The organism is Pseudomonas japonica (assembly GCF_900188455.1).
GTDB lineage: Bacteria > Pseudomonadota > Gammaproteobacteria > Pseudomonadales > Pseudomonadaceae > Aquipseudomonas > Aquipseudomonas japonica.
Map to the genome: position 1 here is coordinate 186471 of NZ_FZOL01000004.1, position 23158 is coordinate 209628.

General features: G+C 65.8%; 20 protein-coding genes and 1 pseudogene. 9 read left to right on the plus strand and 12 right to left on the minus strand.

Annotation, left to right across the window (positions count from 1 at the left end; genetic code table 11):
* The first annotated feature begins 32 nt into the window (after positions 1–32).
* The 3 genes from CHB99_RS07180 (at position 33) to CHB99_RS07190 (ending at position 4062) form a co-directional block, all read left to right on the plus strand.
* Positions 33–563: an RNA polymerase sigma factor gene (locus CHB99_RS07180; protein WP_042121161.1), complete on the plus strand. Its 531-nt coding sequence runs from the start codon at positions 33–35 to the stop codon at positions 561–563.
* A 29-nt stretch (positions 564–592) separates the two neighbouring features.
* Positions 593–1525 carry a FecR family protein gene (locus CHB99_RS07185; protein WP_042121301.1) on the plus strand — a complete coding sequence of 311 codons (933 nt, stop codon included), beginning with the start codon at positions 593–595 and terminating at the stop codon, positions 1523–1525.
* 131 nt (positions 1526–1656) lie between these two features.
* A complete protein-coding gene (locus tag CHB99_RS07190) occupies positions 1657–4062 on the plus strand; it encodes a TonB-dependent siderophore receptor (protein WP_052419361.1) in 2406 nt (801 codons plus the stop codon).
* A 181-nt stretch (positions 4063–4243) separates the two neighbouring features.
* Here CHB99_RS07190 and ilvD read toward each other — a convergent pair whose 3' ends face one another.
* Positions 4244–6085, minus strand: a complete 1842-nt coding sequence (gene ilvD / locus CHB99_RS07195; protein WP_042121162.1) for a dihydroxy-acid dehydratase — start codon at positions 6083–6085, stop codon at positions 4244–4246.
* A 309-nt stretch (positions 6086–6394) separates the two neighbouring features.
* On the opposite strand from ilvD, the gene CHB99_RS07200 reads away from it, so the two are divergent.
* Both CHB99_RS07200 and CHB99_RS07205 read left to right on the plus strand, forming a co-directional pair.
* Complete coding sequence (locus tag CHB99_RS07200; protein ID WP_052419362.1) at positions 6395–6877, plus strand: DUF2867 domain-containing protein; 483 nt, start codon at positions 6395–6397, stop codon at positions 6875–6877.
* Positions 6878–7014: 137 nt separating this feature from the next.
* A pseudogene (locus CHB99_RS07205) lies at positions 7015–7287 on the plus strand (type II toxin-antitoxin system HicB family antitoxin); the annotation flags it as partial.
* Between the two features lie 170 nt (positions 7288–7457).
* Here CHB99_RS07205 and CHB99_RS07210 read toward each other — a convergent pair.
* On the minus strand, positions 7458–8654 hold the full coding sequence (locus CHB99_RS07210) for a class I SAM-dependent rRNA methyltransferase (RefSeq protein ID WP_042121163.1): 1197 nt from the start codon (positions 8652–8654) through the stop codon (positions 7458–7460).
* Between the two features lie 197 nt (positions 8655–8851).
* On the opposite strand from CHB99_RS07210, the gene CHB99_RS07215 reads away from it, so the two are divergent.
* Together CHB99_RS07215 and mutM are read left to right on the plus strand one after the other, a co-directional pair.
* Positions 8852–9664, plus strand: coding sequence for an HDOD domain-containing protein (locus tag CHB99_RS07215; protein ID WP_167335837.1), 813 nt, complete (start codon positions 8852–8854; stop codon positions 9662–9664).
* Positions 9665–9667: 3 nt separating this feature from the next.
* On the plus strand, positions 9668–10480 hold the full coding sequence (gene mutM, locus CHB99_RS07220) for a bifunctional DNA-formamidopyrimidine glycosylase/DNA-(apurinic or apyrimidinic site) lyase (RefSeq protein ID WP_042121166.1): 813 nt from the start codon (positions 9668–9670) through the stop codon (positions 10478–10480).
* 203 nt (positions 10481–10683) lie between these two features.
* On the opposite strand, the gene ggt is transcribed toward mutM, so the two are convergent.
* The 6 genes from ggt to CHB99_RS07250 all read right to left on the minus strand — a co-directional run bounded on the left by ggt (position 10684) and on the right by CHB99_RS07250 (position 16860).
* Positions 10684–12363: a gamma-glutamyltransferase gene (gene ggt / locus CHB99_RS07225; protein WP_042121168.1), complete on the minus strand. Its 1680-nt coding sequence runs from the start codon at positions 12361–12363 to the stop codon at positions 10684–10686.
* Positions 12363–12614: a YfhL family 4Fe-4S dicluster ferredoxin gene (locus CHB99_RS07230; RefSeq protein ID WP_011531711.1), complete on the minus strand. Its 252-nt coding sequence runs from the start codon at positions 12612–12614 to the stop codon at positions 12363–12365. Before CHB99_RS07230 ends, ggt begins: the two co-directional genes overlap by 1 nt.
* A 111-nt stretch (positions 12615–12725) precedes the next feature.
* Positions 12726–13205, minus strand: coding sequence for a pantetheine-phosphate adenylyltransferase (gene coaD / locus CHB99_RS07235; protein WP_042121169.1), 480 nt, complete (start codon positions 13203–13205; stop codon positions 12726–12728).
* A 72-nt stretch (positions 13206–13277) separates the two neighbouring features.
* A complete protein-coding gene (locus tag CHB99_RS07240; protein ID WP_042121170.1) occupies positions 13278–14906 on the minus strand; it encodes a GMC family oxidoreductase in 1629 nt (542 codons plus the stop codon).
* A 13-nt stretch (positions 14907–14919) separates the two neighbouring features.
* On the minus strand, positions 14920–15405 hold the full coding sequence (locus CHB99_RS07245) for a hypothetical protein (protein WP_042121307.1): 486 nt from the start codon (positions 15403–15405) through the stop codon (positions 14920–14922).
* 51 nt (positions 15406–15456) lie between these two features.
* A complete protein-coding gene (locus CHB99_RS07250) occupies positions 15457–16860 on the minus strand; it encodes a coniferyl aldehyde dehydrogenase (RefSeq protein WP_042121171.1) in 1404 nt (467 codons plus the stop codon).
* A gap of 240 nt (positions 16861–17100) precedes the next feature.
* Here CHB99_RS07250 and CHB99_RS07255 point away from each other — a divergent pair, with 240 nt between their 5' ends.
* On the plus strand, positions 17101–17766 hold the full coding sequence (locus CHB99_RS07255; protein ID WP_042121173.1) for a TetR/AcrR family transcriptional regulator: 666 nt from the start codon (positions 17101–17103) through the stop codon (positions 17764–17766).
* A gap of 30 nt (positions 17767–17796) precedes the next feature.
* Positions 17797–18651, plus strand: a complete 855-nt coding sequence (locus CHB99_RS07260) for a sulfurtransferase (protein WP_042121174.1) — start codon at positions 17797–17799, stop codon at positions 18649–18651.
* On the opposite strand, the gene CHB99_RS07265 is transcribed toward CHB99_RS07260, so the two are convergent.
* The 4 genes from CHB99_RS07265 to CHB99_RS07280 all read right to left on the minus strand — a co-directional run bounded on the left by CHB99_RS07265 (position 18652) and on the right by CHB99_RS07280 (position 23121).
* The gene (locus tag CHB99_RS07265) at positions 18652–19638 is read right to left on the minus strand and encodes a hydrolase (RefSeq protein WP_042121175.1); all 987 of its coding nucleotides are present in this window, start codon (positions 19636–19638) and stop codon (positions 18652–18654) included.
* 92 nt (positions 19639–19730) lie between these two features.
* Positions 19731–20312 carry a 16S rRNA (guanine(966)-N(2))-methyltransferase RsmD gene (gene rsmD, locus CHB99_RS07270; protein WP_042121177.1) on the minus strand — a complete coding sequence of 194 codons (582 nt, stop codon included), beginning with the start codon at positions 20310–20312 and terminating at the stop codon, positions 19731–19733.
* On the minus strand, positions 20312–21772 hold the full coding sequence (locus CHB99_RS07275) for a M16 family metallopeptidase (RefSeq protein WP_042121178.1): 1461 nt from the start codon (positions 21770–21772) through the stop codon (positions 20312–20314). Before CHB99_RS07275 ends, rsmD begins: the two co-directional genes overlap by 1 nt.
* The gene (locus CHB99_RS07280; protein ID WP_042121179.1) at positions 21769–23121 is read right to left on the minus strand and encodes a M16 family metallopeptidase; all 1353 of its coding nucleotides are present in this window, start codon (positions 23119–23121) and stop codon (positions 21769–21771) included. The genes CHB99_RS07275 and CHB99_RS07280 overlap by 4 nt, the downstream gene beginning before the upstream one ends.
* Positions 23122–23158 lie beyond the last annotated feature (37 nt).

Below are 23158 nucleotides of genomic sequence, written 5' to 3' on the forward strand. Positions count from 1 at the left end.
GCGCACCTCTTGAGACCCGCCAGGACGTGACCGTGTCTTCGTGGAATACGCAGATCGCCCGGTTGTTCGCCGAGCAGAAGAAAGCCCTGGAAGCCTTCGTCGCGCGGCGCACTGGCAACAGCCAGGTGGCCGCCGACCTGACCCAGGAGTCTTTCCTGCGCCTGGCGCGGCTGCCTGCCGACAAGAAGGTCGACAACCTGCCGGCCTTTCTCTTCACCATCGCCAGCAACCTGGTGCGTGACCATCAGCGCCAGACCATCCGCCGCGAACGCCTGGACGCTGGCGAGCCCAGCGAAGAGCTGCCGTGCAACGCCCCCGGCGCCGAGGAACAACTGGCCAGTCAGCAGGAGCAACGCTTGATGCACGAAGCCATCGAAGCACTGCCCGAGGCGACCCGGCATATCTTCCTGCTCTATCATGTCGACGAATTGTCCTACCGGGAGATCGGCGAACGTCTGAAGATCTCCCCGCGCAGCGTCGAATACCAACTGCGTCGCGCGCTGGTGGATTGCCGGGCCTTCATCAAGGCCCGCCTGTTCGACGACACACCGGGGGCACGATGAACGAGCCCTCCGCCGCCATGGATATGCGCATGTCCCACCCTGACGACCTGTTCGAAGAGGCCAGCGCCTGGTACTACCGCCTGCAGGCCGAAGACGTCAGCCGCCGCGATCGCGAAGACTTTGCCGCCTGGCTGGGCACTGGTCCGCGGCAGGCCCAGGCCTGGGACGAAGTGCTGGCGCTGCTCGGCGCCCTGCGCGCACCGGCGCGGCAACTGCGCGAGGCCGAGCGGGCGCGCTGGCGCCGGCCGTCGCCGCGGGTCTGGGCCAGTGCCGCGGCGCTGTTGCTGGCGGTGGGCGCGCTGACCCTGCACAGCCCCTGGCCGGACCGCTGGCGTGCCGACTACGCCACCGCTACCGGCGAGTCGCGCAGCCTCAACCTGGCCGATGGCTCGCAGGTCCAGCTCAATACCGATACCGCCGTGCAGATCGATCTCGGTCAGGACGAACGGCGCGTGCAGTTGCTGCGCGGCGAGGCCTGGTTCGAGGTCAGCGCCGATCCGGCGCGACCGTTCGTGATCCGTTCCGGCGAGGGCTGGGTCAAGGTGGTCGGCACCCGCTTCAGCGTGTCGCGCCAGGGCGAGCAGACCCGCGTGCGGGTCGCCCAGGGCAAGGTGCAGGTGAGTGCCGGCGGTGAGCAGACGGTATTGCTGGAGCCGGGACGGGGTGTCGAGTACCAGGACGCGCGCCTGGCCGCGGTGCACGAGATCGACGCCGCCGCCGAATTCGCCTGGCGCCAGCGGCAACTGGTGTTCCGTCAGCAGCCGCTGGCCGAGGTGGTCAAGGAACTCAACCGCTACTGGCCGGGGCAGACCCTGGTGCTCGGCGATACGCTGCGCCAGCGCAAGGTTTCCGGGGTGTTCGAGATCGACAAGCCGGACGCCGTGCTCAAGGCCCTGAAGCACACCCTCGGGCTCGACGCCGAGCAATACACCCCCTGGCTGCGGGTGCTGCGCGAAGGCTGAAGAAAAAATTTCAGAAAGTTTCAGGGTTTCCCGCAACCCCAACGTCCTTGAACTCGTAGGCGCGAATAACAAGCACTCTCAGATAGTGCGGCGCCGTTCGACGACTTCGACGATTTGGGGGAGCTCCACCGATGCCACACACCACCACCCGCCGGCACCTGCCGACGCTGCTCAGCCTGGCCATCGCCATGGGCGGCGGCACCTTTGCGCTGCCGACCCTGGCCGCCAGCGAGGCGCAGGCGCAGGTCTACCGCTTCGACATTCCGGCGCAGTCCCTCGACGGCGCGCTGGCAGCCTTCAGCGCGGTTACCCGGGTGCAGGTGCTGGTCACGGCGGAGGTCACCCAGGGCCTGCGCTCCTCGGGCCTGAGCGGCAGTTATCCACAGAGCGAGGCGCTGGGCCGCCTGCTCGCCGGCACCGGACTGTCCGCCAGCTACATCGACGGCGACAGCGTGACCCTGGAAAAGCGCGTCAGTGGTGACGAAGCCGTGCAACTCGGCGCCACGAAGATCAACTCCGACCTGCTCGGCGCCACCACCGAAGGCAGCCGTTCCTACACCACCGGTGCGGTGACCATCGGCAAGGGCGAGCAGAAGCTCAAGGACATTCCGCAGTCGGTCTCGGTGGTCACCCGCCAGCGCATGAACGACCAGAACATGAACAACCTGCAGGACGCCATGCGCCAGGTCACCGGGGTGACGATCAAGTCGTACAACTCCGGCTCCAGCCTGAACGACGTGTACATGCGCGGCTTCCTCGTCGACCAGGTGCAGGTCGACGGCGTGTCCCAGGCCACCGGCCAGGGTGACCTGGCCACCAGCTTCGACCTGGCGATGTACGACCGCGTCGAAGTGCTGCGCGGCCCGAGCGGCCTGTACCAGGGCTCCGGCGAACCGGGCGGGACCATCAACGTGGTGCGCAAGCGCGCCCTCGGCACCTTCGGCCTGAACGGCGAGGTCTCCGCCGGTTCCTGGGACAACTATCACTCCAGCGTCGACGTCACCGGTCCGCTGAACGCCGATGGCAGCCTGCGCGGTCGCTTCGTCACCGCCTACGAAGACAACCAGTCCTGGGTCGACTACGCCAAGAACGAACGGCCGATGGTCTATGGCCGGCTGGAGTACGACATCACCCCGTCCACCACCCTGTCCCTGGGCGGCACCTACCAGAAGAACCGCTCGACCCCGGCGTTCGGCCTGCCGGCCTATGCCGACGGCACCCTGCTGGACGTCAGCCGCTCGACCTTCGTCGATGCCAAGTGGAACGAACTGGACGAGCGGGTCTGGGAAGGTTTCGCCGAAGTCGATCACAGCCTGGACAACGGTGGCCAGTTCAAGACCTCGCTGACCTACCGCGATGCCGAGACGCCGACCCGAAACTTCACCTGGTCGGACGACGCGGTGAACCCGGCCAACGGCGATAGCTGGGCGGTGGCGTATTCCTACTACACCCATATCAAGAGCCTCGGCCTGGACAGTTTCGTCACCCTGCCGGTGGAAGCCTTCGGGCGCACCCACGAGTTCACCGTCGGCGCCGAGTACCAGCACCTGAACAAGGACTTCACCTACGGTGGTGGCGAGTACTTCCCGATCAACGTGTTCGATCCGAGCAGCATCGATATTCCCAAGCAGGAATTCGCCATGGGCAATGGCACCTGGTCCACCTCGCGGCAGTACGGCGCCTACGGCCGGGCCAAGATCGCCGCGACCGACGAACTGGATGTCATCCTCGGCAGCCGGGTGACCTGGTTCGAGGCCGAGGGCAAGAATGCCAACGCCTACTTCAACCAGTTCGGCGAGACCGAGACCAACATCGATCGCAAGTTCATCCCGTATGGCGCGCTGGTCTACAAGCTGACCCCGGAGCTTTCGGCCTACGCCAGCTACACCAAGGTGTTCAAGCCGCAGACCGATATCGACGCCAGCGGTTCGGTGATCGCCCCGCGTGAGGGCGAGCAGTACGAACTGGGCCTCAAGCGCGAGTTCCTCGACGGACGCCTGAACGGCAGCCTCGCCATGTTCCGCATCTACGACGAGAACCGTGCCGAGCTGGTGTCCGGTGGGCAGTACTACCGCGCCCAGGGCAAGGTGCGCAGCCAGGGTTGGGAAACCGAGCTGAGCGGCAACCTGACCGACAACTGGAGCGTGGTGACCGGCTATGCCTACACCATGACCCGCTCGATGAACGGGTCCGAGGAAGCGGAAGGCCGCACCTTCAGCACCATCACGCCGAAGCACAACTTCAACCTGTGGACCGACTACCAGTTCAGCGACGGGCCGCTCAAGGACTTCAGCGTCGGCGGTGGCGTGCGTGCGGTGAGTGCGACCTACTACCGGCGCAACGTCGACTTCGAGCAGCGTGGCTATGCGTTGACCTCGGCGCAGATCGGCTACCGGATCAACAAGAACCTGTCGGTGAAACTGACCGGCAACAACCTGTTCGACCGCAAGTACTACGAGCGCGTGGATAGCCCGTGGGGTTCGAACTTCTATGGCGAGCCGCGCAACTTCACCTTTACCGTGCGGGCCAGTTACTGAGCCTTTGGGCCTGCTTTGCAGGCCTTCGCAGTGGTTCGTCACACGACAAGCCAGCTCCTACAAGAGCGCAGGCCGCGCGATCCTTGTAGGAGCGTGGCTTGCCCGCGAAGGACCGCAAAGCGGTCCCTGAACGAAAAAACCGGCACCCAAGGGCGCCGGTTTTTTCATGCCTGACGGAAACTCACAGCCCGTCGAGCAACGCCTTGTTGCGCACCGCACCCTTGTCGGCACTGGTCGCCAGCAGGGCGTAGGCCTTCAGCGCGGTGGTCACTTTGCGTGGACGCTGCTCAACCGGTTTCCAGCCCTTCTTGTCCTGCTCGATACGACGTGCCGCCAGCTCTTCGTCGCTGACCAGCAGGTTGATCGAACGGTTCGGGATGTCGATCAGCACCTTGTCACCGTCCTGCACCAGGCCGATGGCACCGCCCGCGGCGGCTTCCGGCGAGGCGTGGCCGATGGACAGGCCCGAGGTACCGCCGGAGAAACGACCGTCGGTGAGCAGGGCACAGGCTTTGCCCAGGCCCTTGGACTTCAGGTAGGAGGTCGGGTAGAGCATTTCCTGCATGCCCGGGCCGCCTTTCGGACCTTCGTAGCGGATGATGACGATGTCGCCTTCCTTCACCTCGTCGGCGAGGATGCCGCGCACCGCGCTGTCCTGGCTTTCGAAGATCTTCGCGTTGCCTTCGAAGACGTGGATCGACTCATCCACACCGGCGGTCTTCACCACGCAGCCGTCGAGGGCGATGTTGCCGTACAGCACGGCCAGGCCGCCTTCCTGCGAGTAGGCGTGCTCGACGCTGCGGATGCAGCCGTTTTCACGGTCGTCGTCGAGGGTGTCCCAGCGGGTCGACTGGCTGAACGCGGTCTGGGTCGGGATACCGGCAGGGCCTGCCTTGAAGAAGTGGTGCACCGCTTCGTCATCGGTCTGGGTGATGTCCCACTTGGCGATGGCTTCTTCCATGCTCGGCGAGTGCACGGTCGGCACGTCGGTGTGCAGCAGGCCGCCACGGGCCAGCGAGCCGAGAATGCTGATGATGCCGCCGGCGCGATGGACGTCTTCCATGTGGTACTTCTGGATGTTCGGCGCCACCTTGCACAGCTGCGGTACCTTGCGCGACAGGCGATCGATGTCGCGCAGGTCGAACGCCAGCTCGGCTTCCTGGGCCGCGGCCAGCAGGTGCAGGATGGTGTTGGTCGAACCGCCCATGGCGATGTCCAGGGTCATGGCGTTCTCGAACGCCTTGAAGCTGGCGATGTTGCGCGGCAGCACGCTGGCGTCGTTGTCGCCGTAGTAGCGTTTGCACAGCTCGACGATGGTGCGGCCGGCGGTGAGGAACAGCTGCTCGCGATCGGAGTGCGTGGCCAGGGTCGAACCGTTGCCCGGCAGGGACAGGCCCAGGGCTTCGGTCAGGCAGTTCATCGAGTTGGCGGTGAACATGCCGGAGCAGGAACCGCAGGTCGGGCAGGCGCTGCGCTCGTACTCGGCGACCTTCTCGTCGCTGGCCGTGGAGTCGGCGGCGATGACCATGGCGTCGACCAGGTCCAGGCCATGGCTGGCCAGCTTGGTCTTGCCGGCTTCCATCGGGCCGCCGGACACGAAGATCACCGGGATGTTCAGGCGCAGGGCGGCCATCAGCATGCCGGGGGTGATCTTGTCGCAGTTGGAGATGCAGACGATGGCGTCGGCGCAGTGGGCGTTGACCATGTACTCGACGGAGTCGGCGATGATCTCGCGGCTCGGCAGGGAATAGAGCATGCCGTCGTGGCCCATGGCGATGCCGTCATCCACCGCGATGGTGTTGAACTCCTTGGCCACGCCGCCGGCGCGTTCGACTTCGCGGGCGACCAGCTGGCCCAGGTCCTTCAGGTGCACGTGACCCGGGACGAACTGGGTGAAGGAGTTGGCGATGGCGATGATCGGCTTCTTGAAATCCTCGTCCTTCATGCCGGTGGCACGCCACAGCGCGCGGGCACCGGCCATGTTGCGGCCGTGGGTGGACGTTTTGGAACGGTAATCAGGCATGAAGCACTCCTGGCGGCTAATCAGGTAACAAAAAGGGGAGTGAGCTTCTCTTGTCCTTGGTACCGCTAGGCAGGTGGCCGCTGGTACGGATGAGGCCGAAGACGTCGCGGGATCGCCGCGCGCTTGGCCAGAGCTCATAGACCCGCCGGGGATGACTGGCGATGAATAGGCCGATTCTACACCGCTGGCGGGCTTAGGGAATGGCGCAATGGATGGTCGGCGGGATTTGTCATCGGGCTCGCTTTCCGCGTGCTAGAGCGTTACCTTGGCGTCCTTCTTCGAATGATGGCCTTTTTTCACGGAGGAAATATGGTCCACCCTGCCGATGTTCCCGCCAGCAGCGTGCTGCGCATGCTTTCCACCACGGCATGGTTCTTCGACTGTTTCGCCCGCCGGGTCACCCCGGAACAGGGCCTGACCGCGCTGGACGCCTACCAGCGCATGAGTCGCGCGGTGCCGAAATGGATCAACCAGGCATTGTGGTTGCGCGACCTCATGGTCCGTCCGTTCGGGCTCAAGCCGGTGGCCGGTTTCAACCTGCGCGAGCAGAGGACGCCCCGGGTCGGCGAGCAGCTGGATTTCTTCCAGGTCGCCGCGGTGACCGACAAGGAACTGATCCTGTCGCTCAAGGACAGCCACCTGGATGTGCTGATCTCCGTGCACCTGGACCCGAACAACCAACTGAGCCTGACCTCCATCGTCGAGCCGCACAACTGGCTGGGGCGGCTGTACATGCGCCTGATCGCGCCGATTCATCGGCGGGTGGTGAAGGCGATGCTGGGTGGGTTGTAGAGAGTTTGTTTGGATGCACGCGGTCTATGTGGGAGTTGGCTTGCCAGCGATAGCGACTGAACGGACAGCATCTTTCCCACTCTCGACAGGTTGACCTGAAGTAAGGTCGCCTCGTGCAATTTTGCAGGAGGTTGCCAATGCTTTATCCAATCAGTATCGAATGGGAGGAGGGGCTTACCGCTATCGGTATCCAGATCCCCGACATCCCCGGCGCCGTTACGGCAGCTGATACCTTTGAAGAGGCTTGTGCCGCCGCAGTCGAGGTGGCGCACATCATGCTCGATGAAATCGCCGGAAGCGGCCGTCCCATTCCCTTGCCCAGCAGTGCCGTGGCTCACCGAGGCCATCCGGAGTTCGAGGGAATGGACTGGGGAGCGTTGGATGTCGATGTCACCGCTTATCTTGCGGAGCGGTGAGTTATGGGGCCGGTTTGTGGCCCATTCGCGAGCAAGCTCGCTCCCACAGGAACGCTTATCTGTGGGAGCAGAGCTTGCTCGCGAAGGCCTGCAAAGCAGGCCCAACAATATTCGGCCCATAAAAAATCCCGGCACCAGGCCGGGATTTTTCATTCAAGCGCTGATCAGCTGTTCGGCAGCAACCGGCAGATGATGCTCTTGATATAGCGCGTCTCCGGAATCGCCGGGTGCACCGGATGGTCCGGGCCCTGGCCACCACGCTCCAGCAGCTGGATATTGCGGTCCAGGTGGCGGGCGCTGGTCAGCAGGATGTTCTGCAGGTCATCTTCCGGCAGGTGCATCGAGCACGAAGCGCTGACCAGGATGCCGTCCTTGCTCAGCAGGCGCATGGCCTGTTCGTTGAGGCGGCGGTAGGCGCCTTCGCCGTTCTTCAGGTCCTTCTTGCGTTTGATGAAGGCGGGCGGGTCGGCGACGATCACGTCGAAGCGCTCTTCGGCGGCCTTCAGTTCACGCAGGGCGGCGAACACGTCGCCTTCGATGCAGGTGACCTTCTCGGCGAAACCATTGAGCGTGGCATTGCGCTCGACACCATCCAGGGCGAAGCCCGACGCGTCGACGCAGAACACTTCGCTGGCGCCGAAGGCACCGGCCTGCACGCCCCAGCCACCGATGTAGCTGAACAGGTCGAGCACACGCTTGCCCTTGACGTACGGCGCCAGGCGCGCGCGGTTCATGCGGTGGTCGTAGAACCAGCCGGTCTTCTGGCCTTCCAGCACCGGCGCTTCGAATTTCACGCCGTTCTCTTCCAGGGCGACCCAGTCCGGCACTTCGCCGTAGACGGTCTCGACGTAACGTTCCAGGCCTTCGGCATCGCGCGCCGAGGAGTCATTCTTGAACAGTATGCCGCTGGGCTTGAGCACCTGGATCAGGGCGGCGAGGACGTCGTCGCGCTGACGCTCCATGGTCGGCGAGGCGATCTGCACCACGAGGATGTCGCCGAACCGGTCGACCACCAGCCCCGGCAACAGGTCGGAATCACCGTACACCAGGCGGTAGAACGGCTTGTCGAACAGGCGCTCGCGCAGCGACAGGGCGACGTTCAGGCGGTGCACCAGCAGCGACTTGTCCAGCGACAGCTTGATATCGCGCGACAGCAGGCGGGCGCAGATCAGGTTGTTCGGGCTCACCGCGACGATGCCCAGGGCCTTGCCGCCCGCGGCTTCCAGGATTGCCTGGTCGCCGGCCTTGAAACCGTGCAGCGGAGTGGCGGCGACGTCGATCTCGTTGCTGTAGACCCACAGGTGGCCGGCGCGCAGACGGCGGTCGGCATTGGCTTTGAGACGAAGGCTGGGCAGGGACATGACGTCGCTCCGGGAAAAAAGAGCGGGAGTATACCGTGTCGGCCGGGGCAGGCACCTGCCGCCGCGACAAATTGCATGGCGACTGGCCGTCACTCGACCGAACGATCAGGTTAGAATCGCCCGTCAGCCGCGAGTGTGAACTTATGCCCCAGGAACTTTCCGCCGAACAGATCCAGCAAGCCTTGCAAGGCATCAGCGTGCCGCCTCAGCCGCAGATCATGGTCGATCTGCAGATGGAGCAGTACATGCCCGATCCTGACCTGGAGACGATCGCCAGGCTGATCGCCCAGGACCCGGGACTGGCCGGCGCGCTGCTGAAGATCGTCAATTCGGCGCATTACGGGCTGACCAACAAGATCGCCTCGATCCAGCGCGCGGTGAACCTGCTGGGCAGCCGCTCGGTGATCAACCTGATCAACGCGCAATCGATCAAGGGCGAGATGAGCGACGAGACCATCGTCACCCTCAACCGCTTCTGGGACACCGCCCAGGACGTGGCGATGACCTGCCTGACCCTGGCCAAGCGCTTTGGCGCGCAGGCGGTGGACGAGGCCTATGCCCTGGGGCTGTTCCACGATTGCGGCGTGCCGCTGATGCTCAAGCGTTTTCCCGACTACATGAGCGTGCTGGAAGATGCCTACGCCAGCGCCGGCGCGCAGCAGCGCGTGGTCGACACCGAGAACCAGGTGTTCAACACCAACCATGCCGTGGTCGGTTACTACACCGCGCGCTCCTGGCGCCTGCCGGAGCATGTCAGCAATGCCATCGCCAATCACCACAATGCCCTTGCCGTGTTCAGCGACGACTCGCCGCGCAGCGCGCCGCTGAAGAACCTGCTGGCGATCCTGAAGATGGCCGAGCACATCTGCGCTTCGTACCGGGTGCTGGGCAACCAGAGCGTCGATCACGAGTGGAACAGCGTCGGGCATCTGGTGCTGGACTACATCGGCCTGTCGGAATACGACTTCGACAACCTCAAGCAAACCATCCAGGAACTCGGTGGCCACTGATCCATGCCTGAATTACCCGAAGTCGAGACCACCCGCCGCGGCATTGCCCCCTATCTCGAAGGCCAGCGCGTCAGCCGCGTGATCGTCCGCGACCGGCGGCTGCGCTGGCCGATCCCCGAAGACCTCGATGTGCGCCTGTCGGGGCAGCGCTTCGTCTCGGTGGAGCGGCGCGCCAAGTACCTGCTGCTGAATGCCGAGGTGGGCACGCTGATCAGCCACCTGGGCATGTCCGGCAACCTGCGCCTGGTGGAAATCGGCCTGCCGGCGCAGAAGCATGAACATGTGGACATCGAGCTGGAGTCCGGCCTGGCCTTGCGCTACACCGATCCGCGGCGCTTTGGCGCGATGCTCTGGAGCCATGCGCCGCTGGAGCATGAGCTGCTGGCGCGGCTGGGGCCGGAGCCGTTGACCGACCTGTTCGATGGCGAGCGCCTGTTCCAGCTGTCCCGCGGGCGGTCGATGGCGGTGAAGCCGTTCATCATGGACAACGCGGTGGTGGTCGGCGTGGGCAATATCTATGCGACCGAGGCGCTGTTCGCGGCCGGTATCGACCCGCGGCGCGAGGCGGGGAGCATTTCCCGGGCGCGCTATCTGCGGCTGACCATCGAGATCAAGCGGATCCTGGCGGCGGCCATCGAACGGGGCGGCACCACGCTGCGGGACTTCATCGGCGGCGACGGGCAGCCGGGGTATTTCCAGCAGGAGCTGTTCGTCTATGGACGGGGCGGGGAGCCGTGCAAGGTGTGTGCGGCGACGCTTCGGGAAGTGAAATTGGGGCAGCGGGCGAGTGTGTTCTGTCCGCGGTGCCAGAAGTAACCCGGAAGTCCCGAATTCTCTGCCTTCCGCTGTAGGAGCGCGGCTTGTCGGGGCGCCGAACCGCCGCGAAAGGACTGCGGAGCGGTCCCAAAAAGGTGCTGACTGGATTGGGACCGCTTTGCGGTCCTTTCGCGGGCGAGCCGCGCTCCTACGAGAGCAAGTCGCGCGCAGCGTGTCGCAGTACGGCGGAGGTGTGCGGCGCATCAGTGCACTGCTGAACTGCCCACGCCTCTTGGATCACTGGCCGCCTCCAGCGTCCCATCCCGTTTGTCCCAGAACAGCACCTGCTGGTTGCCATAGCTGCGACCCACATCCTTCAGGCTGTAGCCCCGCGCCCGCAAGGCCTCCATCTCGGCTGCACTGAATGCCCCGGGTTCATGCTCCACCACGTCCGGCAGGTACTGATGGTGATAGCGCGGCACCGCCGGCCAGGTGCTCACGGGGCGCCCGGCCAGGTACTCCAGCATCGACAGCAGCACCATGCTCGGAATCCGGCTGCCGCCTGGCGTACCGAAGGCGGCGAACTGCTGCGGACTTTCGATGAAACTCGGACTCATGCTCGACAACGGCCGCTTGCCCGCCGCCACGGCATTGGCCTGGCTGCCCGTCAGGCCATAACTGTTGCTGCCGCGCGGATCGGCGGCGAAATCGTCCATTTCGTTGTTCAGCACCACCCCGGTCCCCGGCGCGGTGAAGGCCGCACCGAACGGCAGGTTGACCGACAGCGTCGCCGCCACGACATTGCCTTCGGCGTCGATCACCGCGAAATGGGTGGTGTGATCGCCTTCGCGCCAGGCCGGGGACGGCGGCAGGCTGCTGCTGGGCGTGGCGTCGCGGACGTCGATAGTGTCGGCCAGCGCGGTCAGGTGCTGGCGTGAGAGCAACTGCGGGATCGGGTTCGCCACATGGTCCGGATCCCCCAGCAGGCCGCGATCGCGGTAGGCCCGGCGCAGTACTTCCAGCACGTAGTGGGCGCGCTGGACCTTGTCGGCGCTCTGCCACGGCAGGCGCTGCAGCATCGCCAGGCTCTGGGCGATGGCCACGCCGCCGGCGGAGGGCGGCGGGGCGCTGATCAGCTCGCGCTGGTCGGCGAGGGCATGGCGCAGGGGTTCGCGGGTGGCGGTGTGGTAATCGGCAAGGTCGTCGACGCTCCAGATACCCCCGGCCGAGTTGACCTCCTTGACCAACTGCAGCGCCACCGGTCCACGATAGAAACCGTCGCGGCCCTGGTCCGCCAGGCGTTGCAGGGTCGCGGCCAGTTCCGGCTGGCGAATCACCTTGCCCAGCGCCGGGACTTCACCCTGGTCGAGAAACAGCCGGGCGCTTTCCGCGTCGTCGCGCAGGGCGGCCTGGCGCATCGTGGCGCGGTCGCGGTAGATGCGGTCGACGGCGAAGCCCTGGTTGGCCAGGCGAATCGCCGGGGCCAGGGTGTTCTTCAGCGGCAGCTTGCCGTAGCGCGCTGCCAGTTCATCGAGCGCCGCCGGCAAGCCGGGAATCGCCGCCGCCAGCGGACCGTTGATCGACAGGCCGGGCTGGACCTTGCCGTCCTTCAGGTACATGTCCGCGGTGGCCCTGGCGGGCGCGCGTTCACGGGCGTCGATGAAGCGATAGGCGGTCGGGTTGCCGGGCTGGCGCAGCAGGAAGAAGCCACCGCCACCGAGTCCCGAGCCATAGGGCTCGACCACCGCCAGGGCGGCGCTCACGGCGATTGCCGCGTCGAAGGCATTGCCGCCCTGCTGGAGGATTTCCCGCGCCGCGGCGGTCGCGTCGGCATGGGGCGTGGCCACCGCCGCGCGTCCCGGGCCAGCGGCCAGGGCGGCGACACTGCACAGCGCCAGGCAGGCGCCAAGGAACAAGGTGCGAAGCGTGGCGACGCCGGTCATCAGGCCTTGCCGGTGATACGGCGGTATTTGGCCATCAGCTCGTCTTCGGTCTCCGGATGGGCTTCATCCAGCGGGATGCAGTCGACCGGGCAGACCTGCTGGCACTGTGGTTCGTCGTAGTGGCCGACGCACTGGGTGCACAGGTTCGGGTCGATCACATAGATCTCTTCGCCCTGGGAAATGGCGGCGTTCGGGCACTCGGGTTCGCAGACGTCGCAGTTGATGCAATCGTCGGTGATGATCAGGGACATGGGGACTCCGGCCAGGAACGTCTGCCCTGGCAATTGAAAACCAATGGGCGCAATTGTGCCGTATTAGCGCCCGTAGTGCACGCGGGCGCCGGTTTTCCTGGCCAGATGAGATTACTTCTTGAAACGCTCGGTCAGCGCTTCGGCCACCGCCGGGTGGACGAACTTGGTGATATCGCCGCCCAGCGCCGCGATCTCACGGACCAGTGTCGAGGAAATGAACGAATAACGTTCCGAGGGGGTCAGGAACAGGCTCTCGACGTCGGGCGCCAGTTGCCGGTTCATGTTGGCCAGCTGGAATTCGTACTCGAAATCCGAGACCGCGCGCAGGCCACGCAGGAAGACATTGGCCTGCTGCTCCTTGGCGAAGTGCGCCAGCAGCGACGAGAAGCCGAGGACTTCGACGTTGGGCAGGTGCTTGGTCACTTCGCGCGCCAGTTCCACCCGTTGTTCCAGGGGGAACAGCGGATTCTTCTTGGGGCTGGCGGCGACTGCGATGATCACGTGATCGAACAGACGCGAGGCGCGTTCGACCAGATCGCCATGGCCCTTGGTAATAGGGTCGAAAGTACCCGGGTACAACACTCGGTTCATCGCGTCGTCCTGGCAGGAGTGCGTTAGGGACTCGGATGGTAGCGCAGCCGATACGCTCGGGCCAAGTCGCCATCACCGGCCAAAAGGACTATGGACGGCCACGCCGGCCGCATGCCGGAGCCGCTCGGCGAGCAACTGGCTGAGCCGCGCGCTGATGGCGTAGACCGACAACTGCGGGTTGGCGCCGATGCTGGTGGGGAACAGCGAACCGTCGTGGATCGACAGGTTTTCCAGCTGGTGATGCCGGCCGAGGCTGTCGCAGACGCTCTGGCGCGGGTCATTGCCCATGGCGCAGCCACCCATGACATGGGCACTGCCGAGGCGGGTGAGGAACAGCTCCAGGGGCAGTTCGTCGATGCTCCGGCGCGCCTCGGCCAGGGTTTTCGCTGGCCGGGCGTGGCTGTGCAGGGGCAGGACGCTGTCCGCACCGGCGGCGAACTGGATTTGCGCCATGCTGTGAAACGCCCGTCGCACGCCGTCCCAGGCATAGGGTGACACCGCGTAGTCCAGCACGGGGGAGCCGTCGCCGCGCAATTCCACGCGGCCGCCGGTACTGTCCGGGTGAAAACCGTCGCGCAGCAGGGCGAGCATCACATGGGTGTGGGGCAGGTCCTCCATGCGCAGCGCGTTTTCCGTGCCGAAGCCGCCGAGCAGGGTGGCGGCCAGGGCCGGATGCAGCGGCGGCACCTCCAGTTTGTAGCCCATGGGGCCGTCGGTGCCGTTGCGCCATTGAAAGTGATCGCTGTAGATCGACTGCGGCGCGCCGTAGAACGGGTTCACCGGCTCGGCGAAGCGCGCCGCGCTGAAGTTGACCAGGTGCAGGAAGGTACGCTTGCCCAGGCGCTGGTGCGGGTCCGGCGCCGCCGAACGCAGCAGCAGGGCGGGGCTGTTGATGCCGCCGCCGGCGACGATGTAGTGCCGGGCACGAACGCGGATGCGCCGGCCGGTGGGCGCCACGCAGCGCGGGTCCATGGCCACGCAATGCAGCTCGCGGATCCGCTGGCCATCGTGTTCCAGCGTGTCGGCGCGGGCCAGGTAGAGCAGCTCGCCGCCGTGTTCGAGGGCCGCGGGGATGCTGGTCACCAGCATCGACTGCTTGGCGTTGACCGGGCAGCCCATGCCGCAATAGCCGAGGTTCCAGCAACCGCGGACATTGCGCGGAATCACCTTCCAGTCCAGGCCAAGGGCCGTGCAGCCTCGGCGCAGCACGTCGTTGTTGGCGTTGGGTGGCAACTGCCAGGGGGTGATGCCGAGGCGCTGCTCCAGGCGTTCGAACCAGGGCGCCAGGTCGTCCACGCCATGGCCTTCGACCCCGTGTTCACTGGCCCAGTGGCGCAGCGTCGGTTCCGGGGTGCGAAAGCTGGAGGTCCAGTTGATCAGCGTGGTGCCGCCCACGGCGCGGCCCTGAAGGATGGTGATGGCGCCATCCTTGCTCATGCGACCGATGCCTTCCTGGTAGAGGCTGGCGTAGGCCTCGTGCTCCAGCATCCTGAAATCACTGCTGGTCTTCAGTGGCCCCTCTTCGATCAGCAGCACGCGAAACCCCGCGGCGCTGAGCAGTTCGGCACTGGTGGCGCCGCCGGCGCCGCTGCCGATGATGGCGATATCGGTTTCCAGCGTGAGGTCCTGGCTCAGGGCCGAACCATCGCGGGTTTTCCAGCCGCGGGCGAGGCCGTCGCGGAACAGGTCGGGTACGGGCATGGGGGACTCTCGCTCAGATGGCCGGTGGGCCGGGATAACCGCAGGCGCCCCAGGACTCGGGCAGGCTGTACCAGGCCATCAGCAGCAACTGCAGCAGTGAGCAGTAGCCCTGGCGCAGCAGGTTCAGCGAGCTGTCGCGCCAGCGCAGGAGAAACGCCTGGATGCGCTGTGGTTCGGCCTGCTCCCAGGCACCCCAGACACCGGTCAGCGGGCCGCGCGTCAGGGGCAGGGCGAGCACGTCGAACAGTTGCCGGGTCAGCTTGAGCATTTCCGCGGACAGGCTGGCGAGGGCATCGTCGAGGCGGGCCAGGACCCGGTCGACGAGCGAGCCGGTGCCTTCGAGGACGACCGGCGTTACCGCGCGGAGCATCGGCAGGTCGTCGTCGCGCAGGATGCGAAAGCCGTTGGCGGGCCTTCCGGCGGAGCATCCCAGCAGGCTGGCGCCGCCAAGAAACAGGCTGGCGCCGACACTGAACTTGAGCAGGCCGCGGCGGTTCAGCGCGGCGACCTCGGGCAGGCGTGTTGTCATTGTTGTGGGCCTGTGCGGTGATCAGCGGATAAACAAGCGGTACACCAGTTGTTGCAGGCGCCCGCCGTATGGCGGGTAGATCAGCCGGGCCAGGTTGAGACGCTGCTTGGCCAGCACCGCCTTGGCCTTGCTGAAGGTCTGGAAACCCTCGTAGCCGTGGTAATGGCCCATGCCGGACGGGCCGACCCCGCCGAACGGCAGGTCGTCCTGGGCCACGTGCAGCAGGGTGTCGTTGAGGCAGGCACCGCCGGAGTGGGTGTTGTCCAGGACCAGGCGCTGCTCGCCGCGTTCGTAGCCGAAGTAATACAGGGCCAGCGGACGCGGACGCTGGTTGATGTAGGCAATGGCCTCGTCGATATGGTCATAGGGCACCACGGGCAGCAGTGGGCCGAAGATCTCGTCCTGCATCACCCGCATGGCGTCGTTCACGTTTTCCAGGACCTGGGGTGGCAGGCGGCGGTCGAGCGGGGTCTCGTCCGGATACAGGCTGGTGACTTGCGCGCCCTGGCGCCGGGCGTCGTCGAGATAGCCGTTGAGCCGGGCCAGGTGGCGCGGGTTGATGATTGCGGTGTAGTCGGGGTTGTCGCTGATCCGCGGATAGAAGCGTCGCACCGCCTCGCGATAGGCATCGATGAAGCCGGGAATGCGCTCGCGCGGCACCAGCACGTAGTCGGGGGCGACGCAGGTCTGTCCGGCATTCAGGGTCTTGCCGAAGGCGATGCGTTCGGCGGCATCGGCCAGCGGCACGGTGGTGGAGACGATGGCCGGGGATTTGCCGCCCAGTTCCAGGGTCACCGGGGTGAGGTTGTCGGCGGCGGCGCGCATCACCTCGCGGCCGATGCTGGTGGCGCCAGTGAACAGCAGGTGATCGAACGGCAGGCGGGAGAAGGCCTGGCCGACCTCCGCTTCGCCCAGCACCACGCACACCATGTCGGCGGGGAATACCGATTCCAGCAGGGACTTGAGTACCTGACCGCTGGCCGGGGTGGCTTCGCTGAGCTTGAGCATGACCCGGTTGCCGGCGGCGAGGGCGCCGGTGAGCGGGCCGATGGCGAGGAACAGCGGGTAGTTCCACGGCACGATGACCCCGACCACACCCAGCGGCTGATAGCGCACCTGCGCGCTGGCCGGCTGGAAGGCCAGGCCGACCGCGCGGCGCCGGGCTTTCATCCAGCGGCCCAGGTGTTTTTCCGCATGGATCAGGCCCTGGACGCTGGGCAGCAGTTCGGCGAGGCGGGTTTCGTCGGCGCTGCGGCCGGCGAAGTCTGCATCGATGGCGGCGATCAGTTCGTCCTGGCGGGCGATCAGCGCCTGGCGCAGGGCCTTGAGCCATTGCCGACGCTGGGCCAGGGGCGGCATGGGCAGACGATTGAAGGCGGCGCGCTGCGTGGCGAACAGGGTGTCGAGCCAGTCCAGCTGGGACATCGGGACCTCCAGTGACTTGATATTGTGACTAGAGCATATACTCTATTTTCGCTCTCGCACGAGTGGCGTTTTAGTCCTTGTGGTGGGTGTAACCGACACGGGTTCCGCCGTAAGATGACGAAATAATTTCGCCATTGGGGCCGCTTCGCGGGCAAGGCTCGGGTTCCACCGTAGGAGCGTGGCTTGCCCGCGATGGCCTGCAAAGCAGGCCCAGAGATCCCATCCATTGGAGCTGTAGTCATGGCCCCGCGAATCAAGACCCGCGAGCGCATCGTGCAGAACAGCCTGGAGCTGTTCAATCAGCAGGGCGAGCGCAGTGTCAGCACCAACCACATTGCCGCGCACATGGAGATATCGCCCGGCAACCTGTACTACCACTTCGCCAACAAGCAGGAAATCATTGCCGAGTTGTTCAGTCAGTATGAAGAACAGGTGGACAGCTTCCTGCACCCGCCCAAGGGCCGTTCGGCCACGGTCGAGGACAAGCGCTTCTACCTGAAGGCGATCCTCGCGGCGATGTGGAACTTCCGTTTCCTGCACCGCGACCTGGAGCACCTGCTCGACAGCGACAAGGAGCTGGCCGCCCGCTACCGGCGCTTTTCCCAGCGCAGTCTGTTGCACGGGCAAGCCATCTATACCGGCTTCGTCGAGGCCGGGATCCTGGAGATGAACGAGGTGCAGATCGAGTCGCTGACCCTCAACACCTGGATCGTCCTGACCTCCTGGGTGCGTTTTCTCTGCACCACCCGGGAAAACTCCGCGCACCTGAGTGAAGAAGCCATCAAGCGTGGCGTCTATCAGGTACTGGTGCTGGAGATCGGTTTCGTCACCGTCACGGCCCGCCCGGCGGTGGACGCGCTGTGTGAAGAATTCTACGTACCGCTGCAGCAGGCGCTGGAGCAGTAACGCGCCCTTTCAATCGATATGGAGACTGTCATGCCCCTCGCGCAACTGATTGCACCCCAGCAACTGGCGGAACGCCTCGGCGAACCCGGACTGGTGATTCTCGATTGTCGTTTCGCCCTGGATGACGTCGACTACGGTCAGCGCAGCTACGCCGAGGGCCATATCGCCGGGGCGCATTTCGCCGATCTGGAGCGTGACCTCAGCGGGACGGTGGTCAAGGGCGTCAGCGGGCGGCATCCGTTGCCGCAGCCGGAGCGGCTGATCGAGCGTCTGCAGCAGTGGGGCATCAGCAACGACAGCGAGGTGGTGCTCTATGACGACGGCCCCGGTGCGTTCGCCGCCCGTGCCTGGTGGCTGCTGGCCTGGCTGGGCAAGCGCAGTGGCGTGTCCATTCTCGACGGCGGCCTCAAGGCCTGGCACGCAGCGGGTCTGCCACTGAGCCTGGACCCGGCGGACCGTCACGAAGGCACCTTCACCGGCACACCGGACGCGGAGCTGCTGATCAGCGCCCAGCAACTGCGCGAGCGCCTCGGCGATCCGGCCCTGACCCTGCTGGACGCCCGCGCCCTGCCACGCTTCCGTGGCGAAGTGGAGCCGATCGACCCGGTGGCCGGGCACATTCCCGGGGCACAATGCGCGGTCTTCACCGACAACCTCGGCACCGACGGCCGCTTCCTGTCCGCGGAGCAACTGAAAACCCGTTTCGCCGGCCTGATCGGCTCGCGCAAGCCGGAGGATCTGGTGGCTTATTGCGGTTCGGGTGTCACCGCCTGTCACAACCTGTTCGCCCTGAGCCTCGCGGGTTATCCGCTGGCGCCGCTGTACGCCGGCTCGTGGAGCGAGTGGATCACCGACCCGCAACGCCAGGTCGCCACCGGCGACTGATCAGCCGCCTCCGGCCAGCCACTCGGGGATACGCCGTTCCAGGTAGTACCCCGGCTGGCGCAGGCTGCCGTCGACGAAACCGACATGACCGCCATGGGCATGCAGTTCAAGGGTGGTCGTGCTCGCCAGTTCATCGGCTTGCGGCAGGCTGTGCTGGAAGACGAACGGATCGTCGCAGGACTGGATGATCAGCGTCGGCGTGCGGTTGTCGCCCAGGTAATAGCGGCTGGACGAGCGCTTGTAGTAGTCGTGGGCATCGCTGAAACCGTTGAGCGGCGCGGTGACGCGCCCGTCGAAGTCCCAGAAGGTGCGCAGGTTGGTCAACGGGCCCAGGCGGGCGAGGATGTCCAGGCCTTCGTCATGGCCACGGTGCAGGAAGTGGCGCTCCTTGTTCTTCACGTAGGCGACCATCTCGCGGATGAAGTGCGCCTGATAGACCCGCGAGAAGCCCAGGCCGATGCGGTCGGCGCACTGGTCCAGGCGGAACGGCACCGATACCGCGACGGCGGCCTGCAACTGGCTGGCCGAACCGCTCTCGCCCAGGTGCTTGAGCAGGACATTGCCCCCCAGCGAGTAACCCACCGCGTATAGCGGTGCCGCGGGGCGCTGCGCGCGCAGGTGGGCGATGACTTCGGCCAGGTCCTCGCTGGCCCCGGAGTGATAGCTGCGAGGCAGCAGGTTCGGCTCGCCGGAGCAGCCACGCCAGTTCACCGCCACGCTGGCCCAGCCACGGGCCTGCAGGGCATGTTGCAGGCCGAGCACATAATGCGAGGACGACGAGCCGGTCAGGCCATGCAGCACCAGGACCAGCGGGGCGTCGTTGCGGTGCGGGCCGCTCCAGTCCAGATCGAGGAAGTCGCCGTCGGCCAGCCACAAGCGTTCGCGCTGATGGTCCAGCGGCGTCGATTTGCGCCAGAGGGGGCCCCAGAGGGTTTGCAGGTGAGGGTTGCACAGGCCCGTTGCGGGCTTGAAGAACATGGACTTCATGACGGCATCACTCGGGAACACGCGGCAGCTCTATTAGCCAGTGTAAGTGCTGGTTTCAAGGCCTGCCGCGCGAAATGACGGACAGATGACGGTCAGCCGCGTTCCCACAGTGCGTAGTGCACCTGGCCGGCCTTCTTCTCCCGGTGCAGCCGCCAGTTGCCCGGCAGGTTCAGCGACGACGGCGCGGTTTCGCTTTCGATGTAGATCCACGAGTGATCGGCGAGCCAGCCACCGGTTTCCAGAAGTTCGCAGGTCTGCGGCAGCAGGTCCTGGTGGAACGGCGGATCGAGGAAGACCACGTCGAAACGCTGTTTCGCCTCGCCCTGCAGATAGCGCAGGACATCGCTCTGCACTACCTGGCCGCGCGGGCAGCGCAGCACTTCGAGGTTGTTCCGCAGGCTGGCGATGGCCGCCGGGTTGCTGTCCACCGCGACCGCATCGCCAGCCCCGCGGGACAGGGCTTCGAGGTACAGCGCGCCGCTGCCGGTGAAGGCATCCAGCACCTTGGCCCCTTCGATGTAGGCGGCGAGCCAGTTGAACAGGGTTTCCCGCACCCGGTCCGGCGTCGGACGCAGGCCGGGGGCGTCGGGGAAGTTCAGGCGACGGCTGCGCCATTCGCCGGCGATGATGCGCAACTGGCCTTGGCCCGCGTGCGGCTTGGATGGACTGGCCATTAGTGCTCCGGTACGCCGAGCGGCTGCTCGGCGGGTTTATCGAGCGGCGGCGGCAACGGCTGTTGTGGCACGTTGGGCCCCGCGGTGACGATCACCAGCCTGTCCGCGGACAGGTGGCGATTCAGCGCATCCCGGACCTGCTCGACGGTCAGTGCCTGGGATTGGCGCATGTAGTCTTCCAACCAGGTCAGTGGCAGGTCATAGAAACCGATCGCGCCCAGTTGGCCGACGATGCTCGCATTGCTGGCGTTGGACAGCGGGAAACTGCCAGCCAGTTCGCGTTTGGCGTCGTCCAGTTCCTGCTGGGTCGGGCCGGTCTTCAGGTAGTCGCGCAGCAGGTCCTGGACCAGCTTGAGGGTGCCCTCGCTGAGTTCGGCGCGGGTCTGCAGGTTGATCATGAACGGCCCGCGCGCCTGCATCGGCACGAAGGTGGAATAGATGCCGTAGGTCAGGCCGCGCTTCTCGCGGACTTCGCTCATCAGCCGGGTGCCGAAGGAGCCGCCGCCGAGGATCTGGTTGCCCAGGTTCAGCGCCGCGTAATCCGGATCGGCGCGGTCGATGCCCAGCTCCGCGAGCATCAGGTGGGTCTGCTTGGACGGGAAGTCGATATGGCTCTGGCCTGGCTTGGGTTCGGCCGGGGCCGCCACCTTGGCCAGTGCCGGGCCTTTCGGCAGCGCGGCGGAGACCTGGGCGGCGATGGCTTCGGCGTCCTGGCGGCTGAGGTCGCCGACCAGGGCGATCACCGTGTTGCCGGCGGCGTAGGCCTTGGCATGGAACGCGCGCAGTTGCTCAAGTGTAAGCGGCGGTACGCTTTTTGCGGTGCCGTCGCTCGGGTGGCCGTAGGGATGCTTGCCGTAGAGGCGTTCGAACAGCTGCAGGCTGGCCAGCTTGCCGGGGTTCTGCTTCTGGTATTCGAAGCCGGCGAGCATCTGGTTCTTGATGCGGGTCAGGGCGTCGGCGGGGAAGGTCGGCTTGCCCACGACCTCGGCGAACAGCTTCAGCGCCGGTTCGCGCTTGTCGGCGACGCTCAGGCTGCGCAGCGAGGCCACCGCCATGTCGCGATAGGCGCCATTGCCGAAGTCGGCGCCGAGGCCTTCGAAGCCCTGGGCGATGGCATTGACGTCCTTGCCGGACACGCCCTCGTTGAGCATGGCGTTGGTCAGCGCGGCGAGCCCGGGGTTATCGCCATCCTGGCTGCTGCCGGCGGCGAAGATCAGGCGCAGGTCGAACATCGGCAGTTCATGGGCTTCGACGAACAGCACGCGCGCGCCTTCCCGGGTGTTCCAGCTCTGGATGTTCAGCGTGCGGTGGCTGGGCGCCTTGCCGTCGAGTTCGGCCAGGGATTGCAGGGTATTGGCCGGCTTGGCCTCTTCGGCGTGGGCCGGGCCGACCAGGGCCAGCGCCAGTGCGGTGGCCGCGACGAGGCCGCTCAGCGTGATGCGGGTGATCTGCTGGCTCATTTGGCCTGCTCCTCGGGCAGTACATGGGCAACGCTCAGGCGTTCGCGGACGAAGTAGGTGCGCGCGGCGTTCTGGATATCCGCTGGGGTCACGTTCTTCAGCTCATCCAGTTCGTTGTCGATCAGCTTCCACGACAGGCCCACGGTTTCCAGTTGACCGATGGTGGTGGCCTGGCTGCTGATGGAGTCGCGGTCGTAGACCAGGCCGGCGATGACCTGGGCACGCACGCGCTCCAGCTCCTCGGCGCTTGGTGGGGTGGTCTTCAGTTCGTCGAGCAACTTCCAGATGCCGGTTTCGACCTCGGCGAGGGTCTTTTTCTTCTGGGTGTTGGGCGTTGCCGAGAGGGTGAACAGGCTGTCGCCGCGGGCGAACGGGTTGTAGCTGCTGGAGGCGCCGGCCACCAGCTCTTCGCCGCGCTCCAGGCGGCTGGCCATGCGCGCGCTGTAGCCGCCGTCGAGCAGGGCGGAGATCAGGCGCAGGGCGTGGATTTCCCGCGGGTTTTTCGCGGTGGCCAGGCCCGGTACGTTGAAGCCGAAGATCAGGCTCGGCAGTTGCGTGCGCACGTGCACGGTGAGCTGGCGCAGACCGGGCTCGGCCAGCTCCAGCGGCAGCTTGCTCGGCGGCAGGGGGCGTTTCGGAATCTTCGCGAACCAGCGTTCGGCCAGTTTGCGCACCTCATCCACGCTGACGTCGCCGACCACCACCAGGGTGGCGTTGTTCGGCGCGTACCAGGATTCGTACCAGTGGCGCAGCTCCTCGACCTTCATGCGTTGCAGGTCGGCCATCCAGCCAATGGTCGGGGTGTGATAGCCGCTGGCCGGATAGGCCATGGACTTGAACAGTTCGTAGGCCTTGGCGCCGGGGTTGTCGTCGGTGCGCAGGCGGCGTTCTTCCTTGATCACTTCGATTTCGCGACTGAACTCGTCGGCTGGCAGGCGCAGGCTGGCCATGCGGTCGGCTTCCAGTTCCAGGGCGACGTTCAGGCGATCACGGGCCAGCACCTGGTAATAGGCGGTGTAGTCGTCGCTGGTGAATGCGTTTTCCTCGGCGCCGAGGTCGCGCAGGATGCGCGAGGCCTCGCCGGGGCCGAGCTTGTCGCTGCCCTTGAACATCATGTGCTCCAGGGCGTGGGAAAGACCGGTCTGGCCCGGGGTTTCGTAGCTGGAACCGACCTTGTACCAGACCTGCGAGACCACCACCGGGGCGCGATGGTCTTCGCGCACGACCACTTTCAGGCCGTTGTCGAGGATGAATTCGTGGGTCGGTTGCGGGTCGGCGGCGAAGGCCGCGAAGGGCAGACAAATCGTGCCGAGCAGCAGGCCAGCGGCACGGCGGGCTAGAGCATTCATTCGTGATTCAACCTGTTGGGCTGCCCGCTTGGCCTTA